Annotated in this window: 21 protein-coding genes and 1 pseudogene; 4 read left to right on the forward strand and 18 right to left on the reverse strand. The window is 72.1% G+C overall.

Features of this window, described 5'->3' with window-relative positions; genetic code table 11:
- Positions 1-190 precede the first annotated feature (190 nt).
- Together ACHFIV_RS21530 and ACHFIV_RS21535 are read left to right on the forward strand one after the other, a co-directional pair.
- Positions 191-973, forward strand: coding sequence for a hypothetical protein (locus ACHFIV_RS21530; protein ID WP_398971437.1), 783 nt, complete (start codon positions 191-193; stop codon positions 971-973).
- 137 nt (positions 974-1,110) lie between these two features.
- Positions 1,111-1,416 (forward strand): hypothetical protein, encoded by a 306-nt coding sequence (locus ACHFIV_RS21535; protein WP_398971439.1) that lies wholly within the window; start codon positions 1,111-1,113, stop codon positions 1,414-1,416.
- A 67-nt stretch (positions 1,417-1,483) separates the two neighbouring features.
- On the opposite strand, the gene der is transcribed toward ACHFIV_RS21535, so the two are convergent.
- From der to aroH, 5 genes are all read right to left on the reverse strand, one after another.
- The gene (gene der, locus ACHFIV_RS21540) at positions 1,484-2,953 is read right to left on the reverse strand and encodes a ribosome biogenesis GTPase Der (protein ID WP_398971441.1); all 1,470 of its coding nucleotides are present in this window, start codon (positions 2,951-2,953) and stop codon (positions 1,484-1,486) included.
- 64 nt (positions 2,954-3,017) lie between these two features.
- A complete protein-coding gene (locus ACHFIV_RS21545) occupies positions 3,018-3,677 on the reverse strand; it encodes a lysophospholipid acyltransferase family protein (protein ID WP_398971443.1) in 660 nt (219 codons plus the stop codon).
- On the reverse strand, positions 3,674-4,390 hold the full coding sequence (gene cmk / locus ACHFIV_RS21550) for a (d)CMP kinase (protein WP_398971446.1): 717 nt from the start codon (positions 4,388-4,390) through the stop codon (positions 3,674-3,676). Before cmk ends, ACHFIV_RS21545 begins: the two co-directional genes overlap by 4 nt.
- Positions 4,391-4,499: 109 nt before the next feature.
- Positions 4,500-5,585, reverse strand: coding sequence for a prephenate dehydrogenase (locus ACHFIV_RS21555; protein WP_398971449.1), 1,086 nt, complete (start codon positions 5,583-5,585; stop codon positions 4,500-4,502).
- Positions 5,582-5,944, reverse strand: a complete 363-nt coding sequence (aroH, locus tag ACHFIV_RS21560) for a chorismate mutase (protein WP_398971452.1) — start codon at positions 5,942-5,944, stop codon at positions 5,582-5,584. The genes ACHFIV_RS21555 and aroH overlap by 4 nt, the downstream gene beginning before the upstream one ends.
- 219 nt (positions 5,945-6,163) lie before the next feature.
- On the opposite strand from aroH, the gene ACHFIV_RS21565 reads away from it, so the two are divergent.
- A complete protein-coding gene (locus ACHFIV_RS21565; protein WP_398971454.1) occupies positions 6,164-6,562 on the forward strand; it encodes a Rieske (2Fe-2S) protein in 399 nt (132 codons plus the stop codon).
- Between the two features lie 19 nt (positions 6,563-6,581).
- Positions 6,582-7,274, forward strand: a complete 693-nt coding sequence (locus ACHFIV_RS21570; RefSeq protein ID WP_398971457.1) for a nucleotidyltransferase domain-containing protein — start codon at positions 6,582-6,584, stop codon at positions 7,272-7,274.
- Between the two features lie 206 nt (positions 7,275-7,480).
- Here ACHFIV_RS21570 and ACHFIV_RS21575 read toward each other — a convergent pair.
- The 13 genes and pseudogenes from ACHFIV_RS21575 to ACHFIV_RS21635 all read right to left on the reverse strand — a co-directional run.
- Positions 7,481-8,379 (reverse strand): annotated as a pseudogene (locus tag ACHFIV_RS21575) (ADP-ribosylglycohydrolase family protein); the annotation flags it as partial.
- A complete protein-coding gene (locus tag ACHFIV_RS21580) occupies positions 8,376-9,119 on the reverse strand; it encodes an NUDIX hydrolase (protein WP_398971460.1) in 744 nt (247 codons plus the stop codon). The gene ACHFIV_RS21580 and the pseudogene ACHFIV_RS21575, both read right to left, overlap by 4 nt.
- Complete coding sequence (locus ACHFIV_RS21585) at positions 9,116-10,195, reverse strand: AAA family ATPase (protein WP_398971463.1); 1,080 nt, start codon at positions 10,193-10,195, stop codon at positions 9,116-9,118. Before ACHFIV_RS21585 ends, ACHFIV_RS21580 begins: the two co-directional genes overlap by 4 nt.
- On the reverse strand, positions 10,192-10,845 hold the full coding sequence (gene pnuC, locus ACHFIV_RS21590) for a nicotinamide riboside transporter PnuC (RefSeq protein ID WP_398971465.1): 654 nt from the start codon (positions 10,843-10,845) through the stop codon (positions 10,192-10,194). Before pnuC ends, ACHFIV_RS21585 begins: the two co-directional genes overlap by 4 nt.
- 78 nt (positions 10,846-10,923) lie before the next feature.
- The gene (locus ACHFIV_RS21595; RefSeq protein WP_398971467.1) at positions 10,924-12,135 is read right to left on the reverse strand and encodes a pseudouridine synthase; all 1,212 of its coding nucleotides are present in this window, start codon (positions 12,133-12,135) and stop codon (positions 10,924-10,926) included.
- Positions 12,135-12,782, reverse strand: coding sequence for an SMC-Scp complex subunit ScpB (gene scpB / locus ACHFIV_RS21600; RefSeq protein ID WP_398971470.1), 648 nt, complete (start codon positions 12,780-12,782; stop codon positions 12,135-12,137). Before scpB ends, ACHFIV_RS21595 begins: the two co-directional genes overlap by 1 nt.
- Positions 12,779-13,897, reverse strand: coding sequence for a segregation and condensation protein A (locus ACHFIV_RS21605; protein ID WP_398971472.1), 1,119 nt, complete (start codon positions 13,895-13,897; stop codon positions 12,779-12,781). The genes scpB and ACHFIV_RS21605 overlap by 4 nt, the downstream gene beginning before the upstream one ends.
- A gap of 100 nt (positions 13,898-13,997) precedes the next feature.
- Positions 13,998-14,588: a hypothetical protein gene (locus ACHFIV_RS21610; RefSeq protein ID WP_398971475.1), complete on the reverse strand. Its 591-nt coding sequence runs from the start codon at positions 14,586-14,588 to the stop codon at positions 13,998-14,000.
- The gene (locus ACHFIV_RS21615; RefSeq protein ID WP_398971478.1) at positions 14,573-15,691 is read right to left on the reverse strand and encodes a ParA family protein; all 1,119 of its coding nucleotides are present in this window, start codon (positions 15,689-15,691) and stop codon (positions 14,573-14,575) included. The genes ACHFIV_RS21610 and ACHFIV_RS21615 overlap by 16 nt, the downstream gene beginning before the upstream one ends.
- 359 nt (positions 15,692-16,050) lie before the next feature.
- Positions 16,051-17,166: an alanine dehydrogenase gene (gene ald / locus ACHFIV_RS21620; RefSeq protein ID WP_398971539.1), complete on the reverse strand. Its 1,116-nt coding sequence runs from the start codon at positions 17,164-17,166 to the stop codon at positions 16,051-16,053.
- A 163-nt stretch (positions 17,167-17,329) separates the two neighbouring features.
- Positions 17,330-19,405: a tetratricopeptide repeat protein gene (locus ACHFIV_RS21625; protein ID WP_398971481.1), complete on the reverse strand. Its 2,076-nt coding sequence runs from the start codon at positions 19,403-19,405 to the stop codon at positions 17,330-17,332.
- A 206-nt stretch (positions 19,406-19,611) separates the two neighbouring features.
- Positions 19,612-20,238, reverse strand: a complete 627-nt coding sequence (locus ACHFIV_RS21630) for an NUDIX domain-containing protein (RefSeq protein WP_398971484.1) — start codon at positions 20,236-20,238, stop codon at positions 19,612-19,614.
- 77 nt (positions 20,239-20,315) lie between these two features.
- Positions 20,316-21,986: a CTP synthase gene (locus ACHFIV_RS21635; protein WP_398971487.1), complete on the reverse strand. Its 1,671-nt coding sequence runs from the start codon at positions 21,984-21,986 to the stop codon at positions 20,316-20,318.
- Between the last annotated feature and the right edge of the window lie 300 nt (positions 21,987-22,286).

Here is a 22,286-nt window from a genome sequence, read left to right on the forward strand (position 1 = left end):
CAGCTCCGGATCTTCCGTGCGCTCTCGTTCCTCATCGGCCGGTGGGCCCCGGCACTGAAGACCGGCCGTCCCCAGGACGCAGGCCGGTCCGAATCTGCGTATTCACGCGTGACCCCGGCCCCGGGTCTTCCGTTGTCTCTTCATGAGCCGGGAACCGCCCGGCCCACGCACCGAGTTCGAGGAGCCACCCGTGCCGCGCATGCTCGACGTCAGCGAGGACGTACGCGCCGAGATCGGCGATGCCGAAGCCGACCGGCTGCTCATCGGCGACAGTGCACCAGGCAGTTACGACTGCACCTCGTGCCGCACCCCCGGCGACTCCGACCAGGAACGCACCAGCACGGTGCTGTTCGTGGGCGAGGAGACCGCCGTGCTCGCCTTCGCCCACGCGACCTGCATCCCCTCGCAGGTCGTCCAGGTCGCGGAGGACCAGCTCCAGGGCGCCGTGCGGTCCATCACCGGCAGCGAGCCACAGAACCCGGAGGGCCTCATGCCCGAACAGGCCGTCCTCGGCATCACCAGCGGTCTCGTCCTGATCGAGGACGACCTCCGCCCGGCCCTGGTCGTCGAACCGACCGGGCCGATCGCCCGGCCCGGCACGGACGGCAGCGGCGGTGACCAGTTCCTCCAGCTCCTGCTCGAACAGGGCTTCATGCCCACGCCCCACCTGAGCCGGCTGCCCGGTGTCCTCCCCGGCTGGTCGGTGCTCCTCGCCATGGGCCAGCTCCACGCGGTCCTGCAGCCGGGAGCGGGCGGCGGCAACCCGGTGGCGTGGTGGCAGGCCCATCAGCCGCTCCAGGTCACCGAGGGCTGGCGCACGGCCGCCAACAAGTCGCAGAGCGTGCTGGTCTTCGCGGCGCCCGCCGGTTCCATCGGCCAGCAGCCGCGTGAGGACCTGCTCCGGGACGCGCTGGACAAGGCCGCCGTCAACGGCCTCCTGGTCGCCGCGACGATGCCGCTCGCCGGGACCTGAGCATGTCCGTACCGCCCTCCCCTGCCCGTCGGACAGCGTTTCCTCCGTCCGGCCCGCATCCGACGGGCGGTGAGGTCGTTGGCACCTACGTGCACTCATACGACCCTCCTCGCCAGCAGCAGACCCCCATCCCGGCCATGCGCCCGTCGCAGGACCCCCCGGGCGGCACGTCCCCCACCCCCATCTACGACGCGCTGTATTCCGAGTACAGGCGGTCGTTCAGGGCACTTCCCGGGGACCGCACCGGTGAGGAGAACCTCGGCTTCAAGACGTTCGGGATCGGGATGTTCGGCAGCCGTGCACCGCTGGGCGGCCGTCCTGCGGCGAACGCCCAGGGCAGCCACAGCGCGGCCGGTGGCAATCCCGGTTCCTGGCAGCGGGTGGGACGGCACGCCGGGCGCGCGCGGCCCGCGGCGCTGCCGCCCGGGTCCACGGACGCCTGAGGGACACGACGGAGCCCCGGGCCCCCCGCTCCGTGCGGGTGGTCCGGGGCTTCGCCGTGTCGCTAGCTCACTTCTTGCGTCCGCGCTTCTCGCGCACGCGCACCGAGATGTGCAGCGGCGTGCCCTCGAAGCCGAACTCCTCGCGCAGGCGGCGCTCGACGAAGCGGCGGTAGCCGTGCTCCAGGAAGCCGGAGGCGAAGAGCACGAACCGCGGCGGCTTGATGCCCGCCTGGGTGCCGAAGAGGATGCGGGGCTGCTTGCCGCCGCGCACCGGGTGCGGGTGGGAGGCGACGATCTCACCGAGGAAGGCGTTCAGCCTGCCGGTGGGGACGCGGGTCTCCCAGCCCTCGATCGCTGTCTCGATCGCCGGGACCAGCTTCTCCATGTGGCGGCCGGTGACGGCCGAGACGTTGACGCGCGGAGCCCACGCCACCTGGGCGAGCTCCGTCTCGATCTCGCGCTCGAGGTAGTAGCGGCGCTCCTCGTCGAGCGTGTCCCACTTGTTGAAGGCCACCACGATGGCACGGCCCGCTTCCACGGCCATGGTGACGATGCGCTGGTCCTGCACGCTGATCGACTCGCTGGCGTCGATCAGGATGACGGCGACCTCGGCCTTCTCGACGGCGGCGGCCGTACGCAGCGACGCGTAGTAGTCGGCGCCTTCCTGAAGGTGGACCTTGCGCCTGATGCCCGCCGTGTCGATGAACTTCCAGGTGGTGCCGCCGAGCTGGATCAGCTCGTCGACCGGGTCGCGGGTGGTGCCCGCCAGGGCGTTGACGACGACGCGGTCCTCACCGGCGACCTTGTTCAGGAGGGAGGACTTGCCGACGTTGGGGCGGCCGATGAGCGCGATGCGGCGGGGGCCGCCGAGCGTGGTGCCGAAGGTCTGGGCCGGGGCCTCGGGCAGGGCCTCCAGGACGGCGTCCAGCATGTCACCGGTGCCACGGCCGTGCAGGGAGGAGACCGGGTGGGGCTCGCCGAGTCCGAGTGACCACAGCGCGGTGGCGTCGGCCTCGCCGCTCTGTCCGTCGACCTTGTTGGCGCAGAGGACCACGGGCTTGCCGGCCCGGCGCAGCAGCTTGACGACTGCCTCGTCGGTGTCGGTGGCGCCGACGGTGGCGTCGACCACGAAGACGACCGCGTCGGCCGTCTCGATGGCGTATTCGGCCTGGGCGGCGACGGACGCGTCGAGGCCCAGCACGTCCTGCTCCCAGCCTCCGGTGTCGACGACCTTGAAACGGCGTCCGGCCCACTCGGCCTCGTAGCTGACGCGGTCGCGGGTGACACCGGGCTTGTCCTGGACGACGGCCTCACGGCGGCCGATGATCCGGTTCACCAGGGTCGACTTGCCGACGTTCGGGCGGCCGACGACGGCGAGCACGGGAAGCGGTCCGTGACCGGCCTCACCGATCGCGCCCTCGACGTCCTCGGGGTCGAACCCCTCCTGCGCGGCGAGCTCCATGAACTCCGCGTACTCGGCATCGCCAAGTGCTCCGTGCTCGTGGTCCGAGCCGCCGGAGTGAATCTGGTCGTTCATGAAGTCCGTTCCTCTTTGCATCATCATCGATGGGCCACGAGTCGCGCGGCCCACTACTCAAGTGTCACAGGCGTCCGGTGAGACGCCTGGCGTTCTCCAGGTGCGCGGTCAGCTTGCCCTGGATCCGCAGCGTCGCCTCGTCCAGCGCCTTCCTGGTCCGCCGCCCGCTGCCGTCACCGGCCTGGAAGGCCTCCCCGAAGACGACGTCGACCCGGCTGCGCAGTGGAGGCAGCGCCGATATCAGCCGTCCGCGGCGCTCGGTGCTTCCCAGGACCGCGACGGGGACGATCGGCGCCCCGCCGCGCACCGCGAAGTACGCGAGCCCGGCACGCAGGGAGGCGAAATCGCCTTCGCCCCTGGTGCCCTCGGGGAAGATCCCGAGTACCCCGCCGTCGTCCAGCACGCCGAGTGCCTGCGTGATGGCGTTGCGGTCGACGGTCGTACGGTCCACCTTCAGCTGCCCGATCCCACGCAGGAACGGGTCGAGGGGGCCGACGAACGCCTCTTTCTTGATCAGGAAGTGGACGGGCCGGGGCGCGGTGCCCATCAGCATCGGTCCGTCGAGATTGTGCGCGTGGTTCACCGCGAGTATGACGGGTCCCTTGGTGGGAACGCGCCACGCGCCGAGCACGCGGGGCCTGAACAGGCCGTACATGAGCCCGATGCCGATGCCGCGCCCCACGGCCGCTCCGCGCGGTGCCGGCGCGGCGGTGGCTTCGGTCACTTCGCGGCCTGCTTCTCCCCGACGAGGGTGACGACGCACTCGATGACCTGTGTGAGGGTCAGGTCGGTGGTGTCCACCTCGACGGCGTCGGCGGCCTTGGCCAGCGGCGAGGTCCTGCGGCCGGAGTCGGCGGCGTCCCGCTTGATCAGCGCCTCCTTGGTGGCGGCGAGGTCGGAGCCCTTGAGCTCACCGCTGCGGCGGGCGGCACGCGCCTCCGGGGAGGCGGTCAGGAAGATCTTGATGTCGGCGTCGGGCAGCACGGTCGTGCCGATGTCACGGCCCTCGACGACGATCCCCCGCTCCGCCTCCTCGGCGATCGAGCGCTGCAGCTCGGTGATGAGGGAGCGGACCTCGGGGACGGCGCTGACCGCGCTGACCGCGGAGGTGACCTCCTGGGTGCGGATCGGGCCGGACGCGTCCTCGCCGTCGACGGTGATCGTCGGGGCGGACGGGTCCGTGCCGGAGACGATGACCGGCTTGGCGGCTGCCGTGGCGATCTCGGCGGGGTTCTGCACGTCGATGCCGTTGTTGAGCATCCACCACGTGATCGCCCGGTACTGGGCGCCGGTGTCCAGGTAGCTGAGGCCGAGCTGGGCGGCGACCGCCTTGGAGGCGCTCGACTTGCCCGTGCCGGAGGGGCCGTCGATGGCGACGATCACTGCGGCCGGGGCGGTCCGGGCGGCGGCGCTTACGGTTTCCACGGTGGTGGACACCTTCCTGGTACGCGGGGTGGGCGGAGCGTGGCCACGGGACGGCCTCCCCCAAGGTTACCGAGTGCGCGAAGCGGCTTCGCACCCCTGCCTCCGGGCCCGGCCGGGCCCGCTACGGCCGGATCGACCAGCCGCGTTCGCCGAGAGCGGCGCTCAGCGCGGCCGCGGCGCTCGGCTCGACCATCAGCTGGACCAGTCCGGCCTGCTGGCCGGTGGCGTGCTCGATCCGGACGTCCTCGATGTTGACGCCGGCCCGCCCCGCGTCGGCGAAGATCGCCGCCAGCTCACCGGGCCGGTCGCTGATGAGCACGGCGACGACCTCGTACGAGGCCGGGGCGGCCCCGTGCTTGCCGGGGACCCTCACCCGGCCCGCGTTGCCGCGGCGAAGGACGTCCTCGATGCCCTCGGTGCCCGTGCGGCGCTTGTCCTCGTCGGCGGACTGCAGGCCCCGCAGCGCCCGGACCGTCTCGTCCAGGTCGGCGGCGACGCCCGCCAGCACGTCGGCCACGGGGCCGGGGTTGGCGGAGAGGATCTCGACCCACATCCGGGGGTCGGAGGCCGCGATGCGGGTGACGTCCCTGATCCCCTGTCCGCACAGACGCACGGCGGTCTCGTCGGCCTGCTCCAGGCGGGCCGCGACCATCGAGGAGATCAGCTGCGGGGTGTGGGAGACCAGGGCGACGGCACGGTCATGTGCGTCGGCGTCCATGACGACGGGGACGGCGCGGCAGAGCGCCACCAGTTCCAGGGCGAGGTTCAGGACCTCGGTGTCGGTCTCCCGGGTCGGGGTGAGGACCCAGGGACGGCCCTCGAAGAGGTCGGCGGTGGCCGCGAGCGGCCCCGAGCGTTCCTTGCCGGCCATGGGGTGCGTGCCGATGTACGGGGTGAGGTCGACGCCGAGCGCCTCCAGCTCGCGGCGCGGGCCGCCCTTGACGCTGGCGACGTCGAGGTAGGCGCGGGCGACGCCGTCACGCATGGCCGTGGCGAGCACGGACGCCGTGTGAGCGGGCGGTACGGCGATGACGGCCAGGTCGACGGGTCCGCCGGGCGGCTCGTCCGTACCGGCGCCCAGGGCGGCCGCGGTCTGCGCGGAGGCCGGGTCCCGGTCGACGAGGTGCACCTGGACGCCGCGCCCCGCGAGGGCGAGGGCGGCGGAGGTGCCGACCAGGCCGGTTCCGATGACGAGGGCTGTTCTCACTGGGCGATGTCCTTGCGGAGGGCGCCGGTGGCGCCGAGGTAGACGTGACTGATCTCGGACTTGGAGAGGTAGGACTCCACGTGCGCGAGGATGCGGACCACCCGGGGCATGGCCCCCTCGACGTCGAGCTCCTGGGCGCAGATCAGCGGTACGTCGACGATGCCGAGACCGCGGGCGGCGGCTGCGGGGAAGTCGCTGTGCAGGTCGGGGGTCGCGGTGAACCAGACGCTGATCAGGTCGTCGGCGACGAGCTGGTTGCGCTCGAGGACCGCGGTGAGGAGTTCGCTCACCCGCTCGTCCATGTGACCGGCCTCGTCCCGCTCCAGCTGGACGGCTCCCCGGACTGCTCGTACCGCCACGTCGTACCCCTCGCCTCGTGCTGTGTGCCCTTTCAGCCTAGAGGTGCGGCGCGGGCACCGGTCACGGTGCTCTGTCCGTGAGACGCGGCGGCGCGCGCCGTCCGGCCTCCCGGGGCACCCGGCCGGGCGCACGCACCGCCGGGTTGCGCGGCGCGGGAGGCCGGCGGGGTCACGATGCCTGTCATCGGCCCGTGTACCGGTCACCCTGCGAGGAGAGCCATGAACGTACGGCGAAGGACGGTCCTGACGGCGGGGGCCGCGGCACTCGCGGCCGGCTGTGGCTCCTCCGAGGGGGGCGGGGGCGGAGAGAGCTCCCCGCCGGCCTCCGGGAACACGGAGCTGACCAGGACCCCGGACATCCCGGAAGGCGGCGGAACGATCTTCAAGGACCGGAGGATCGTGGTGACCCAGCCCGCCGCCGGCGAGTTCAGGGCCTTTTCCGCGGTGTGCACCCACGCGGGCTGCGTCGTCTCCGCGGTCGCCGACGGCACCATCGACTGCGCGTGTCACGGCAGCCGTTTCAGCATCGAGGACGGGGCGGTCGAGCGGGGTCCCGCGACGCGCCCGCTGCCCGCCGAGCGGATCACTGTCGAAGGCGAGAGCATCCGGCTCGCGTAGAGCGCGTACCCTCGCGCGCATGATCACCCCTGAAGGCACGCGGCTCGTGCGGGAGCACACCGTCTACTCCTGTGTGACGGGCTCCCGCGCCTTCGGGCTGGCCACCGCCGGCAGCGACACGGACCGGCGCGGGGTGTTCCTGGCGCCCACTCCCCTGTTCTGGGGCTTCACGAAACCGCCGACCCATGTCGAGGGTCCGGCCGACGAGCAGTTCTCCTGGGAGCTGGAGCGCTTCTGCGAGCTGGCACTGCGGGCGAACCCCAATGTGCTGGAGTGCCTGCACTCCCCCCTCGTGGAGCGGATCGACGCCACGGGCCGGGAGCTTCTCGCCCTGCGCGGGGCCTTCCTGTCCCGGCAGGCCCACGGGACGTTCGTACGCTATGCGCTGAGCCAGCGGCGGAAGCTGGAGGCCGATGTCCGCGTGCACGGCGCTCCGCGCTGGAAGCACGCCATGCACCTGCTGCGGCTGCTGGCGTCCTGCCGGGACCTGCTGAGGACGGGTGAGCTGCGGGTCGATGTGGGGGACGCCCGCGAGGACCTGCTCGCGGTGAAGCGGGGCGAGGTCCCGTGGATCGAGGTGGAACGCCGGATCACGCGCCTGGCCGAGGAGAACGACGAGGCCCTTTCCCGGTCCCCGCTGCCGCCGGAGCCCGACCGGGAGCGCGTGGAGGCGTTCCTGGTGCGGACCCGGCGGGCGTCGGCGGGCGGCTGAGCGCTCTCAGGGGCCGGACGGTCCGCCCCGGCCGCGCGGACGACGGGACCGGGCGGGCGTCGCACCCCCTCGACGCAGATGGATCACGCGTCCCAGAGCGCGGCCAGCGACAGCAGGTCGCTGCGGTACTCGATGCGTTCCGACCACTCCTTCGGCCAGGCCTCCGCCCCCAGGTGCGCCCCCGCGAACGCGCCCGTGAGGCATCCCAGGGAGTCGGAGTCGCCGCGTGTGCAGGCGGCCCGGCGCAGGGCGGTGACGGGTTCGTCGGGGAACAGCAGGAAGCAGTGCAGCGCCGTCGCGAGGGCCTCCTCCGCCACCCAGCCGTCGCCGGTCCGTTCGCAGGGGTCGGTCTCCGGCGACGGGGCGCGCAGGGCGTCCTGGACGTTGCCCAGCGCGGTCAGGCACTCGTCCCAGCCCCGGTTGATGAACGCCTCGGGTGAGGCGTCGTGGGTGTACCGCCACAGGTCTCCGAGCCACCGGGTGAGGTAGCGGCCGCGGTTCTCGTAGGCGTACGAGCGCAACTGGCCGACCAGGCCGAGCGGTTCGGCCCCCTGGGCGAGGAGGAACACCGCACGGGCCGTCAGGTCGGAGGCGGCGAGGGCGGTGGGGTGGCCGTGGGTGAGTGCGGCCTGGAGCTGGGCGGCCCCGGCACGCTGTTCGTCACTGAGCCCCGGCACGAGGCCGATGGGGGCGACGCGCATGTTGGCACCGCAGCCCTTGGAGCCGGTCCGGCTGGCCTCCTGCCAGAGGCGGTCGCCCTCCAGCAGCTCACACGCCTCCAGACAGGTGCGGCCCGGGGCGCGGTTGTTGTCGGGCGAGCGGTTCCACCGGACGAACTCCTCCCGGACCGGGCCACCATCCGTTCCGGGGTGAGCAGTCCCTGGTCCATGGCGGTGCGGACGCCGCGCCCGAGCGCGATCGTCATCTGGGTGTCGTCGGTCACGAACGCGGGCTTCGGCAGTCGCATCCGGCGCCAGGGCCCGCACGTGGCGAGGATCGAGGGGACGTCGTCGAACTCGGTGGGGTAGCCCAGCGCGTCACCGAGGGCGAGCCCGGTCAGCGTGCCCGTGGCCGCCTGCTTGGTGAGAATCCTTGTGGGGATCATGATGTCCGTCCTTCGGGGCGTCCTTCCGGGCGCAGCAGTGGAGGGTGCAGAGCGGTGGCGGCACCCGCGCGGTAGAGGGCGGCCGGTTTTCCCCGTCCGCCGGTGCGGCGCGGCGGTCCGTCCACGGCCTGGACGAAGCCGGGCGTGGTGAGGACCTTGCGCCGGAAGTTGGGCCGGTCCAGCTCGACGCCCCAGACGGTCTCGTAGACCTGCTGGAGCTCGCCGAGGGTGAACTCGGCGGGGCAGAACGCGGTGGCCAGGCAGGAGTACTCGAGCCTCGCGCCGATCCGGTCGTGCGCGTCGGCCAGGATGCGGTCGTGGTCGAAGGCGAGCGGCCCGGTGGCGCCCGTGTCCCACCAGCGGGCGTGAGCCGCGTCCCCGCCGCCCCGTGGTTCGGGGAGGTCGGGCACGAGAGCCGCGTAGGCGACGGAGACGACCCGCATCCTGGGATCGCGGTCCGGATCGCTGTAGGTCCGCAGCTGTTCGAGGTGGAAGGCGCACACGGACTTCTGGGTGAGGCCGGTCTCCTCGGCGAGCTCACGGCGGGCCGCCGTCTCGGCGGATTCGCGGGGCAGGACGAAGCCGCCGGGCAGGGCCCACCGGCCTTTGAAGGGTTCCTGGCCGCGTTCCACGAGCAGCACGTGGAGCCGTGCCTCGCGGACCGTGAAGACGGCGAGATCGACGGTGACGGCGAACGGGAAGAAGGCGTGGGGGTCGTACCCGTCGGGGGCGCTGCTCATCGGCGCTCCGGGAGGGGCGCGGTGAAGTTCCAGCCTGCGGCGAGCAGCTCGTCCACGGCGGCGACCGCGGTGCGCAGCCGCTCGGCGCGAGTGCCGGTGACTTCGATGAACGGCCGCCCGGTGCGGGTGAGTTCGGCGCGGAAGCGGTCCGTCATCCAGGGCCGCAGCTCCTCGCCGTCGCGCAGCCCGTCGTCCTCGAAGGCGACACCTTCGTGGTCCGTGAGCAGCCACAGGTGGTGGACGGCCCGGTCGGCGGTCTTCTCGACGAGCGGGTTGCGTCCGCCGACGTAGCGCTCGTGCCAGACGGTGGTGGCGAACGAGTCGGTGTCGCAGAAGAGGACCGGGGCTCCCACCCGGGCGGCGGCCTCCTCCCTGGCGTTCTGGGTCTCCGCGATGTGGGGGAAGTCGTCGGTCGTGAAGGTGACGTCCTCCCACTGGGCGCCCGGCCACCGGTCGCGCAGGGCGGCGAGTTTGGCCTCGCTGAACTCCCGGCCGTACTCGGCGACGTACCGTGTCCGCGCCCATACGCCTCCGCGCCCGCGGTAGTGGTCGGCCAGGGCGCGGGCCAGGGTCGTGGTGCCGGTGGATTCGGCGCCCAGGACGACGACCCGGCGGGCGAGCGCGGCGCGGACGGGCGGCTCCAGGTAGTCCCAGCAGCGGACGGGGTCGGCGCGGACCGCGGTGCCCGACACGGGGAAGAGGCTGCGCCCCGGGTCGACGAGGACGGATTCCGCGCCGAAGCGGCGGGCCAGTTCCTCGCCGTACTCCTCCGAGGTGAAGACGGCGTCGACCTGTTCGGGCACCGCCGTGGTGAACACCTCCATGTGGGCGTCCCAGACGGCCGCGTCGGTGACGTCCATGGGGATGTCGTCGACGGTTCCCACCACCCGGACGTCGGGATGGGCCTCCCGCATCCAGGCGACCCGGTCGGCGAGCGGCACCGATTCGACGGACGCGGCGCAGACCAGGACGGTGAGCCGTTCGCAGCGGTCCCGCGCGGTGCGGACGAGGTGGTGGTGGCCGGCGTGCGGCGGATAGAACTTGCCGAGGACCAGACCGTGCCCGTGGCGCTTCATGCCGGTACCACCACGTCCTGGCGCCGCGCCGGGACGAGGTCGCGCTTCCAGTTGCGGAGCCCGGCGACGCAGAGCGCGAGGAACCCCGCGTACAGCAGCGAGGTCAGGTAGAGCTCCTTGTAGGCGTACAGCGGGATGTAGACGACGTCGGCGGCGATCCACAGCCACCAGGACTCGACGCGCTTGCGGCACTGCCCGTACGTGGCCATCAGCGAAAGCGAGGTGGTCAGGGCGTCCCAGAACGGCACGGTCGAATCCGTGGCCCGGGAGAGCAGCAGGGTGAGGCCGAGGGTTCCCGCCGCCCCCGCCGCGAGCAGCCAGGTCCATTCGGTGCGGGTGGTGCTCCGCACCGGCAGGACGGAAGTACCCGGTCCACCCCCGTGGGTCCAGGTCCACCAGCCGTACGCGGCGAGGGAGATGAAGACGATCTGCAGGCCGGCGTCGGCGTACAGACCGGACTGGGCGAACAGCAGGACGAAGAACAGGTTGTTGGCGATGCCGATCGGCCAGTTGGCGAGGTGCTGGCGGGCCACGAGCCAGACGCACAGCGCACCGCTGCCGAAGCCCAGCACCTCGGTCCAGCTGACCGGGGTGTCGAGGACCGTCACCAGGGGCTGCTGCAGGGGATCGAGTATGTCCGCGAGCGTCACGCCGCACTCCTTCTTTTATGGTCACCATGACTATAAAGAAGAAACGGCGGCCGCGGGCCGATCGGGGGTGGGGCCGGGCTACAGGCCGACCTCGCGCATCAGCATGCCCACCTCGGTGTTGGTCAGGCGGCGCAGCCAGCCCGACTTCTGGTCGCCCAGCGGGATCGGCCCGAAGGACGTCCGCACGAGGCGGTCGACCGGGAAGCCGGCCTCGGCCAGCATCCGGCGGACGATGTGCTTGCGGCCCTCGTGGAGGGTGACCTCGACCAGGTAGTTCTTGCCGGTGTTCTCGACGACCCGGAAGTGGTCGGCGCGGGCGTACCCGTCCTCCAGCTGGATGCCGTCTTTGAGCCGCTTGCCGAGGTCGCGCGGCAGGGGCCCCTGGATGGCGGCGAGGTAGGTCTTCTTCACGCCGTACTTGGGGTGCGTCAGGCGGTGGGCCAGCTCACCGTGGTTGGTGAGGAGGATGATGCCCTCGGTCTCGGTGTCGAGCCGGCCGACGTGGAACAGCCGCGTCTCCCGGTTGTTGACGTAGTCACCGAGGTTCTGGCGGCCGTCCGGGTCGCCCATGGTGGAGACGACGCCGACGGGCTTGTTCAGCGCGAAGAAGAGGTACGACTGGGTGGCGACGGTCAGGCCGTCGACCTTGATCTCGTCCTTCTGCGGGTCGACGCGCTTGCCCTGCTCGAGGACGATCTCGCCGTTGACCTCCACACGGGCCTGCTCGATCAGCTCCTCGCACGCCCGGCGCGAGCCCATGCCGGCCCTGGCGAGGATCTTCTGCAGACGCTCGCCCTCCTGCTCGGCTCCGGGGTGCGTCTTCGGCGTCCTGATCTCGGGCTTCTCCGCGTAACGGTCGCGGTTGCGCTGCTCGATCTTGGCGTCGAGCTCGCGGGGACGGGCGGGCGCGCCCTGGCGCCGGCCGCCCTTGCTCACGTTCTGCGCGGGCTTGGGGCCGCCCTTGGCTCCGCCGCGGGCCGCGGCGCCGCGGCCCTTGCGGGGGCCGCCGTCGCCGCCCGGCTTGTCGGAGCCCACGTCGTAGCGGCGCTCCTCGGGACGGGGCCGGCGGGGGCGCTGCTCCTGCTTGTCGTCGCGTCCGGAGCCGGAGACCCGGGGGTTCGGGTTGCTGCTCCTGCCGCTGCCGCTGTTGTTCCTGCTTCCCGCGCCGCCACTCCTGCCGCCTGCGCCGCCGCTCCTGCCGCCGCTGCTGTTCCTGCCGCCGCCGCTGCTGTTCCTGCCGCCGCCGCTGCCGCTGCCGCCGCTGCCGCTGTTCCTGCCACTGCTTCGCATCAAAATTCCGTCTTGTCGTCTGCGTGAGTTTCCGGGGTGTCCGGTGCGTCCGGATCGAACGACGGCACACCCTCTAGCGTCTCAGCCTCGATCGCGTCCGCCTCCGGGAGGAAGGGCGCGAGCTCCGGGAGCTCGTCCAGGCCTCGCAGGCCCATGCGCTCCAGAAAGTAGTTCGTCGTCCTGTACAGGATCGCACCTGTTTCGGGTTCCGCGCCCGCCTCCTCCACGAGACCCCTCTGGAGCAGGGTCCGCATGACGCCGTCGCAGTTCACTCCGCGTACGGCGGAGACCCTCGACCGGCTGACCGGCTGGCGGTACGCGACCACCGCGAGCGTCTCCAGCGCCGCCTGGGTGAGCCGGGCATGCTGGCCGTCCAGGACGAAGCCCTCGACGGCCTCCGCGTACTCCGGGCGGGTGTAGAAGCGCCAGCCCCCCGCGACGAGCCTCAGGTCGAATCCCCGGCGCTGGACGGTGTACTCGTCGGCCAGCTCCCGCAGGGCGTCCGCGACGGCCCTGCGGGGGCGCTGGAGGACCTTGGCGAGGTGTTCCTCGGTGGCGGGTTCGTCGACGACCATGAGGACCGCCTCCAGCGCGGGCCTGAGGTCGAGGCCGGCGATCCGGGATCCACGCCCGTCGTCCGTGCTCATGCCTGTACGTCCTCCTGCGGCTCGTGCACCTCTTGGTCGAACTCGTCCGTGACCACCGGTCCGGCGCCTTCGCCTCCGGCCCAGCGCACGAGGAGGTCACCGAGCGCCTCCTCCTGGTCGAGGGCGACCGCTTTCTCCCGGTAGAGCTCCAGGAGCGCCAGGAAGCGGGCGACCACCGTGAGGGTGTCCTCCGCGTCCTCGGTGAGCGCCCGGAAGCTGATCTCGCCCTCCGCCCGCAGCCGGGCCACGACGATCTCGGCCTGCTCGCGCACACTGACCAGCGGCGCGTGGATGTGGTCGACGTACACCTGCGGCTCGGGCCTGGGCCGCATCGCCTTCACCGCGAGCCGGGCGAACCCCTCGGGGCCGATGCTGATCACGACCTCGGGCAGCAGCTCCGCGTGCCGGGGTTCGAGCCCGACGGTACGGGGGTACCGCCGGGACTCGGACTCCAGCCGGTCGCTGAAGATCTCCGCGATCCGTTTGTACGCGCGGTACTGCAGCAGCCGGGCGAAGAGCAGGTCCCGCGCCTCGAGGAGGGCGAGGTCCGCCTCGTCCTCCACCTCGGCGGTGGGCAGGAGCCGGGCGGCCTTCAGGTCGAGGAGGGTCGCCGCGACGACGAGGAACTCGGTGGTCTGGTCGAGGTCCCAGTCCGGTCCCATGGCCCGGATGTGTGCCATGAACTCGTCGGTGACCCTGGACAGCGCGACCTCGGTCACATCGAGCTTGTGCTTGGAGATCAGCTGGAGGAGCAGATCGAAGGGGCCCTCGAAGTTGACCAGCCGCACGGTGAACCGCCGGTCGTCGCCGGCCGCCTCCCCGGCCGCCGCGGGCCGGGCAGGCGCCCCGGCCCCGGTCCCGGACGCGACGGCGGCCTCGCGGGGTCCCGGCACCTCGGGGACCGGGGCCGCGACGGAAGGGCTCCCGACGGGCCCGGCGGTGTCCGGCAGGGCCCCCACGGCCTCCGTGGGCGCCGAGGGGCCGGGCGGTGCCGCCTGGGCCCGGGGCGGGCCTGCGGGGGCCGCAGGAGTCGCAGGGGCCGCCGCAGGCCGTACGCCCGGTCCGCGGCCGAGGGCACGGCGGGTCGGGCGTGGCGTGTCGTCGGCAGTCGGCATGTGCTGGGGTCCAGGGGTGCGGCGGGAGGCGGGCGGTGGCCCCGGGGCGGGGCCGCCCGTGCGGCGGCCCTCCCCCGGCAGGCTACCGGCGCCGCACCGCTCAGCGGCCCCGCAGCCTGCGTACCAGGATGCTCGCGTCGCCGCGGGACTCCAGGTCGGCCAGCACCACGGCGACCGCCTCCCGGACGATGCGCCCGCGGTCGACGGCCAGCCCGTGCTCGCCGCGCAGCACGAGGCGCGCGTGCTCGAGGTCCATCAGTTCCTCGGCCGACACGTAGACGGTGATCTTCTCGTCGTGGCGCTCCCGGCCGCTGGGCCTGCGGTTCGCCCCCCGCCCGCCGCCGCCGCGTCCGCGCTGCGGCTGGACGGCGGGAGCCCCCGCCTCCTGGGCGGGCGCGGTACGGGCCTTGGGCGGGGCGGCCGCCCCACGGGCGTCCACGTCGGTGCGGCCGCGCGAGCCGCCGCCGTCGGCGTCCGCCGCGGAGTGCTCCTCGCGGGACGGCCCCGCGGGCGTGCCGGCGCCGCCCTGGCCGGCGTCCGCCGCCGCGTCGCTTCCTCCGGCGGGTGCGGGGACCCGCGCCTCGCCGTTCGCCTTGCGTCGCCGCTCGGCGGGGGACGAGGCCTGCAGGCCCATGCCCCCGGTGGTACGGAACAGCTCGTCGGCCCCCGGCAGACTCACTCGGCGGGACACCGGGCGAGCACCTCCCTGGCGAGCTGGCGATAGGCGGCGGCACCGACCGAGTTCGACGCGTACGTGGTGATGGGCTCGCCGGCGACGGTGGTCTCCGGGAAGCGCACCGTGCGCCCGATCACGGTGTGGTAGACGTGGTCGTCGAAGGCCTCGACGACGCGCGCGAGCACCTCACGGCTGTGCACCGTGCGGGAGTCGTACATGGTGGCGAGGATGCCGTCGAGCTCCAGCTCGGGGTTGAGCCTCTCCTGGACCTTCTCGATGGTCTCGGTGAGCAGCGCCACACCGCGCAGCGCGAAGAATTCGCACTCGAGCGGGACTATCACCTTGTGAGCCGCCGTCAGGGCGTTCACGGTGAGCAGGCCGAGCGAGGGCTGACAGTCGATCACGATGTAGTCGTAGTCGGCCATCAGCGGCTTGAGGGCGCGCTGCAGCGTCGACTCCCGGGCCACCTCGCTCACCAACTGCACCTCGGCGGCGGAGAGGTCGATGTTGCTGGGGAGCAGGTCCATGTTGGGCACGGCCGTCTTCAGCAGGACCTCGTCGGCTGCCATGCCCCGCTCCATGAGCAGGTTGTAGACGGTGAGGTCGAGCTCCATCGGGTTGACCCCGAGGCCGACGGACAGGGCTCCCTGCGGGTCGAAGTCGACGAGCAGGACGCGCCGGCCGTACTCCGCGAGTGCGGCACCCAGGTTGATGGTCGACGTGGTCTTGCCGACGCCGCCCTTCTGGTTGCACATCGCGATGATCTTCGCGGGACCGTGATCGGTCAGCGGACCGGGAATCGGGAAGTACGGCAGGGGCCGGCCGGTCGGGCCGATCCGCTCACGGCGCTGACGGGCGGCGTCGGGCGCGAGCGTGGCCGCGTACTCCGGGTCGGGCTCGTATTCGGCATCGGGGTCGTAGAAGTGCCCCTCGGGCACCTCGGCGAAGTCGGCGAAGTGGGCGGTCTCCCGGCCACTCTCGTTGCCGGCCATGGCGTTCACGTGTAGGCCGTCCATCATCTGGGGGGCTGTCGTCATGTGCTGGTGGGTGGCGAAGGTGCGGACAGCGACGGAGCCGACAGCTTCGAGCCCGATCGGGCTCAGACCCCGTGCAGGCATCCCTGGTTGACCACCCCCGGGAGTAATTGTCGACTCATTCACAAGTCGTCTTACCTCCTTGGATGTGACCAGGAAACTTATCGATAGGTCAGCGTGGCACCATGCCGACGATTGGCGACTCTATGGCGTGTCACCGGTTCGCAGCAACACAATCCGCCGGACCCGGCCCGATGTGTCGGCAATCGAACACCCCGCTGTCAAGAGCGCGGAGCGCCCGGGACACACCTTTCGCGGGGGTGCAAAAAGGGTAGAGGGTCACGTCTCCGGCCAGTTGGGCCGGGGCCTCTCACACGTCCGGCCGGACCTTGCTGGGCAAGGTCCGGCCGGACGTGTGAGGTTGACGGGGCGGGTTGACCCGCTCAGCCGAGAAGCGTGCTCAGTTCGACGTGGTCGAGGCCGTGCGCCTCGGCCACCTCCCGGTAAACCACCTGGCCGTCATGGGTGTTGAGACCCTTGGCCAGCGCGGCGTCCCGGCGCAGCGCGTCGGCCCAGCCCCGGTTCGCGAGCTCCAGGATGTAGGGAAGCGTGGCGTTCGTGAGCGCGTAGGTGGAGGTGTTGGGCACCGCCCCCGGCATGTTGGCCACGCAGTAGAAGACGGAGTCGTGGACCGTGAAGGTCGGCTCGGCGTGCGTGGTCGGATGCGAGTCCTCGAAGCAGCCGCCCTGGTCGATCGCGATGTCGACAAGAACACTTCCGGGCTTCATCTTGGCGACGAGCTCGTTGGTGACCAGCTTCGGCGCCTTGGCCCCGGGGATCAGCACGGCGCCCACGACGAGGTCGGCCTCCACGACGGCCTTCTCGAGCTCGAAGGCGTTGGAGACGACGGTCCGCACCTTGGTGCCGAAGATCTTGTCGGCCTCGCGCAGCTTGTTGATGTCCCTGTCGAGCAGCGTGACCTGGAAGCCGAGCCCGACGGCGATCTGGGTGGCGTTCCACCCGGAGACCCCGCCGCCGATGACGACGGCCCTGGCCGACCCGGTGCCGGGGACACCGCCGGGGAGCACACCGCGCCCGCCGACCGAACGCATCAGGTGGTACGCGCCGACCTGCGGGGCGAGGCGGCCCGCGACCTCCGACATCGGGGCGAGCAGCGGCAGCGCCCGGTTGGCGGTCTCGACGGTCTCGTAGGCGATGGCGGTCGTGCCCGACTCGAGCAGGGCGTCCGTGCACGCGCGGGATGCGGCGAGGTGCAGGTACGTGAAGAGCGTCTGACCCTTGCGCAGGCGGTGGTACTCCTCGGCGACCGGCTCCTTCACCTTGAGCAGCAGGTCGGCGGCGGCCCAGACCTCGTCCGCGGTGGGCAGGATCCGCGCACCCGCGGCGACGTACTCGGCGTCCGGGATGGAGGACCCCTCGCCGGCGTGCTGCTCGACGAGGACCTGGTGGCCGTGACGGACGAGCTCATGCACTCCGGCAGGGGTGATCGCCACCCGGAACTCGTTGTTCTTGACTTCGCGGGGGATGCCGACCTTCACGTCGATCACGGTCCTTGGCTCGGAGAGTAGCTCGGGCATAGCGGGACGTACCCGCATGAACCAAGCATAGAGGGAGACACCGCAGAGATGTGCGGCAGAGCCATCATTAATGAAGGGCTTCTCGCTGTCCAGCCTTACAAAGCATTAAGTTTTGATCGAAGCACTACGGATTTCGTAGGCCCAGCCCGTCCTGACCATCGGCCTGGCCGTCCTCGCCCAGCAGCTTGTCGGCCGTCGCACGGTGCAGCCGGGCGGCGGCGGGATCCCCGAGCCGGTCCAGGGTGTCGGCCAGCCTGAGCTCCAGCGCGGCCTGAAGGCGGACATCCCCCGCCCGGCGGGCCAGTCCGACCGCCTCCCGGCAGGTGTGCAGCGACTCCTGCGGCCTGCCCGCGTACTCCTGCACCCGCGCGGCCTCGCTGAGAGCCCGCGCCTGGGCCGGGAGGTCCCCGAGCCTGCGGTGGCCCGCGGCCGCCGCCCGCCAGTTGCGCAGGGCCTCGCCGTAGCGCCCGGCGTACGTGTGGACCGCTGCGAGCCGCCCGTACAACCGGGCCTCGTCGGCCCGCTCCCCCTGGGAGAGCCTCTGCGCGAGCGCCCTGCCGTACCAGTCGGAGGCCCGGTTGAAGTCCCCCAGCTCCGCGTACGCGCCGCCTGCGGATTCCATCGCCCTGCCGGTCGCGTAGAGGTCGTTCGCCGCGCGTCCGGCGTCCAGCGCGGCCCGGTAGCGGGCCAGCGCCTCCGTCGTACGGCCTGTCCTGGCGTCCAGGTCGGCGAGGTTGAGCAGTGCGGCGGCCTTCTCCCGGTGCAGGCCACGGCGCTCCGCCACATCGAGGACCAGCCCGTGCAGCCCGTACAGCACGGGCGCGGCCTCTTCCGTACCCCGGTGCGCGGCGAGGGCGCGGACGAGCGCGGCCACCAGCCGGCGGGCGAGGGTGTCCAGTTCCCCGTCGCGCACGGCGGCACGGGCGGAGGCCAGCAGTGCCGGCTGGCGGATCCGCAGCCACTCGGCGGCGGACTCCGGATTCGGGAAACGCAGCGAGCGCGGCAGTCCGGCGAGCCTGCGGCGGGCCGGGGAGTCCTCGGGGTCGGTGACCGCACGGCAGGCCTGGAGCCGGCGCACGGTCCGCTCCAGCATCCTGGCCCTGGCCAGCTGGATCTCGGCGGGCCGCTCCCGCTCCTCCAGCACCGAGCGCAGCAGCGGCGCGACGCAGCCGGGCACCTCGTACTGCGGCAGGTCGGCGCCGTTGGTCCTGAGCAGCCCGTAGCGGACGAAGTCCTCCAGGACCGCCTGGGCGGCCGACACCGAGCACCCCGCCAGCGCGGAGGCGGTGTGGGCGTCGGCCAGACCGGCGGGCGCGAGGGCGAGCAGCCGCAGCACCCGGGCGGCCGCCGGTGGCAGCGAGTCGTGGACCAGCCGGAGGGCACGGGCCAGCGGCTGCGCCCCGGCGGGCTGTTCCGGGTCGTCCGGCTGGTCACGCAGCTGCCTGGCCACATCGGCGACCGAGGCGCCGGGGCGGGCGGCGAGCCAGCCGGCGATCAGGGTGAGGGCGGCGGGCTGTCCCCCGCACTCCTCCGTGAGCGTCTCGGCGGTCCGCGGGTCGACCGTGATGCGGACCTGGCCGATGGTGCGGGCGAGAAGCTGCACCGCGGAGCCCGCGTCCAGCCCTCCGAGGGTGCAGGGGCGGACGCCGGGGATTCCGGTGAGGGGGCCGGTGGCGGTGGCGACGACCAGGCACTCCGGGTTGTCCGGCAGCAGTGGATCGACCTGCTCGGCGTCCACGGCGTCGTCGAGCAGGATCAGGGCCCGGCGGTCGGCGAACGCCGCGCGTACCATCTCGGCGAGTTGGTCCTCGCCGGCTCCGGGCGGGGCGCTGACGGAGAGCAGGTCCAGGAGCGCGCGCGCGGTGCGTTCGCCGGGGACGCGCTCACCCTCCGGTTCGGTGAGCGAGACCCGGAACACCCCGTCGGGGTAGTCACCTGGTTCCGCGAGCCGTCGGGCCAGTTCGGCGGCGAGGGCGGTGCGTCCGGATCCGGGGCGTCCGGCGATCAGCAGCACCCGGGCGCGGGCCGCTTTGCGGCCCGCCAGTGTGTCCAGGCCCGCGCGCTCGATGTCCTCCTGAAGGGCCCTCAACTCACGTTCGCGGCCGAAGAACTGACGCGTCGTGACATCCGGCGGTTCCTTGGCTCCCGCCGTCCCCGCCGCTTCGGCCGGGCCGTTGGTGTCCACCGCCTGATCGGTCACGGGCCACGCTCCACTTCGCTGCACGCGGTTGCCCGCCGGAAGTCCGGTCGGGGCCTTTCGAGCGTAGTTCAGTGGTGCGGGCGATCACGGCCGAGCGCGGCGGACACATCCCTCGACCGGATCAACGTTTCATACGATCAGCCTTCGGCCGGTCCGGCGCCGGACCGGCCCGGTGAACGCCGGACGGCCGGGCCGGACCGGCCGGGTCAGGCCTCGAACGGCCGGGCCGGCCAGGGCGCCTCGGCCGGGCGCAGCGAGTCCACGCCGTCGCCCGCCAGTACCGCGGTGAGCGACAGGACTCCCACGACCAGGCAGTTGTTGTGAAGATCCCCGGCCAGGACACCTCGCACGAGCTCCTGGAGCGGAACCCGCGCCTGCTCCATGTCGGCCTCCTCCTCGGAGACCTCGAAGCGCGCGCCCTCCGCCTCCGAGAGGTCCTGGGCGAGGAAGATGCGCACGGCCTCGTCACAGCCACCGGGCGTGGTGTAGACGTCGGTCAGCACCCGCCAGTCCCCGGCCTTGACGTGTGCCTCCTCGTACAGCTCGCGCTGCGCGGCGTGCAGCGGGTTCTCCCCGGGGACGTCGAGCAGCCCCGCCGGGATCTCCCACAGCTTGTGGCGCACCGGATGCCGGTACTGCCGCAGGACGAGTACCCGGCCCTCCGAGTCGAGGGCGAGCACGGCCACGGAACCGGGGTGGACCTGGTAGTCGCGGCTGTGGACGCTGCCGTCGGGCATCACGACGTTGTCGGTGCGGACGCTGGTCTTGCTACCGGTGAAGGGGGTCACCGTCGCGGTGACCTGCCATTCCTCGGGCGTGTCCTGGAAACCCATGTACGTCCTCCCACGAACAAACAGAAACCGGGGCACGCATCCCCTCAAGGATCCGTACCCCGGTCAACCGTATCGCCTTACGCGTCGGTGCCCGTCCCCCGCGCCGCGACCTTGCGCTCCACCGCGGCCTTCACCAGACCGGCGAAGAGCGGGTGGGGGCGGGTCGGGCGGGAGCGCAGCTCCGGGTGCGCCTGGGTGGCGACCAGGTAGGGGTGGACCTCACGCGGGTATTCGACGTACTCGACGAGCTTGTTGTCCGGGGAGGTGCCGGAGAAGGCCAGTCCGGCCTTCTTCTCCAGCTCGGCGCGGTAGCCGTTGTTGACCTCGTAGCGGTGGCGGTGGCGCTCCTCGACGTACGGCTCGCCGGCGTAGGCCTCGCGGACCAGGGAGCCCTCGGCGAGCTTGGCCGGGTACAGGCCGAGCCGCATGGTGCCCCCCAGGTCGCCCGCGCCCTCGACGTAGGCCAGCTGCTCCTCCATCGTCGAGATGACGGGGTGGGCGGTGGCGGCGTCGAACTCGGTGGAGTTGGCGTCCGGGATGCCGGCGAGGTTCCGCGCGGCCTCGATCACGATGCACTGGAGGCCGAGGCAGAGGCCGAGCAGCGGCACCTTGTTCTCGCGCGCGTACTGGATGGCGCCGACCTTGCCGACGACACCGCGCTCGCCGAAGCCGCCGGGGATGCAGACGGCGTCGACGTCACCGAGCTGCTTCTGGGCGCCGGCCGGGGTCTTGCAGTCGTCGGACGCGACCCACTTGACCTTGACGCGGGCCTTGTTGGCGAATCCTCCGGCCCGGATGGCCTCGGTGACCGAGAGGTAGGCGTCCGGCAGGTCGATGTACTTGCCGACCAGGGCGACGGTGACCTCGTGGTCGGGGTTGTGGACGCGGTCCAGCAGGTCGTCCCAGGTGGTCCAGTCGACGTCGCGGAACGGCAGGTCCAGCTTGCGGACCACGTAGGCGTCCAGGCCCTCGGTGTGCAGCACCTTGGGGATGTCGTAGATCGACCGGGCGTCCTTGCAGGCCACCACGGCGGTCTCGTCGACGTCGCACATCAGCGAGATCTTGCGCTTGATGGCGGTCGGGACGTCGCGGTCGGCGCGCAGCACGATGGCGTCCGGCTGGATGCCGATGTTGCGCAGGGCGGCGACGGAGTGCTGGGTGGGCTTGGTCTTCAGCTCTCCTGACGGGCCGATGTAGGGCAGCAGCGAGATGTGCACGACGAAGACGTTGTCGCGGCCGACCTCGTGGCGTACCTGGCGGACGGTCTCCAGGAAGGGCAGGGACTCGATGTCGCCGACCGTGCCGCCGACCTCGGTGATGACGACGTCCACGTCGTCGGTCGCCATGCGGCGGATACGGTGCTTGATCTCGTTGGTGATGTGCGGGATGACCTGGACGGTGTCGCCGAGGTACTCGCCGCGCCGCTCCTTGGCGATCACCGTGTTGTAGACCTGGCCCGTGGTGACGTTGGCCGAGCCGTCGAGGTCGACGTCGAGGAAGCGCTCGTAGTGGCCGATGTCCAGGTCGGTCTCGGCGCCGTCGTTGGTGACGAACACCTCACCGTGCTGGAAGGGATTCATCGTGCCGGGGTCGACGTTGAGATAAGGGTCGAGCTTCTGCATGGTGACCCGCAGGCCACGAGCCTTGAGCAGGGCACCCAGGCTGGAGGCAGTCAGACCCTTGCCGAGGGAGGAGGCGACACCCCCGGTGACGAAGATGTGCTTGGTCGTCGTGGATGTGGGCTGCATAGCCAAAGGGGGCTCCCGTGGTCGCGATAGTGAGGTGCGTGCCGGCGTCCGTACGGAGATTTCCGGAGGTGCCGTCGCTGCGGTTCGGGGGCCTCGTCCACTGTCGGGACGACCACCGGTCCACGGGCTACCAGGGTATCAGCGACGGAGGGAGGCCGCTTCCGGCCATGCCCCCGTCGCCGGGACGCCGCCGTGGGCACGGGTGTGGGCACGGGATCGCCACGTCCGTTTCAGGTCCCACCCATTCGCCGGGGACAGGGGCGGACAACTTGTGGACAGTCGCGCGGATCTCCCGGGTGC

The organism is Streptomyces sp. ALB3, assembly GCF_044385685.1.
Classification (GTDB): Bacteria; Actinomycetota; Actinomycetes; order Streptomycetales; family Streptomycetaceae; genus Streptomyces.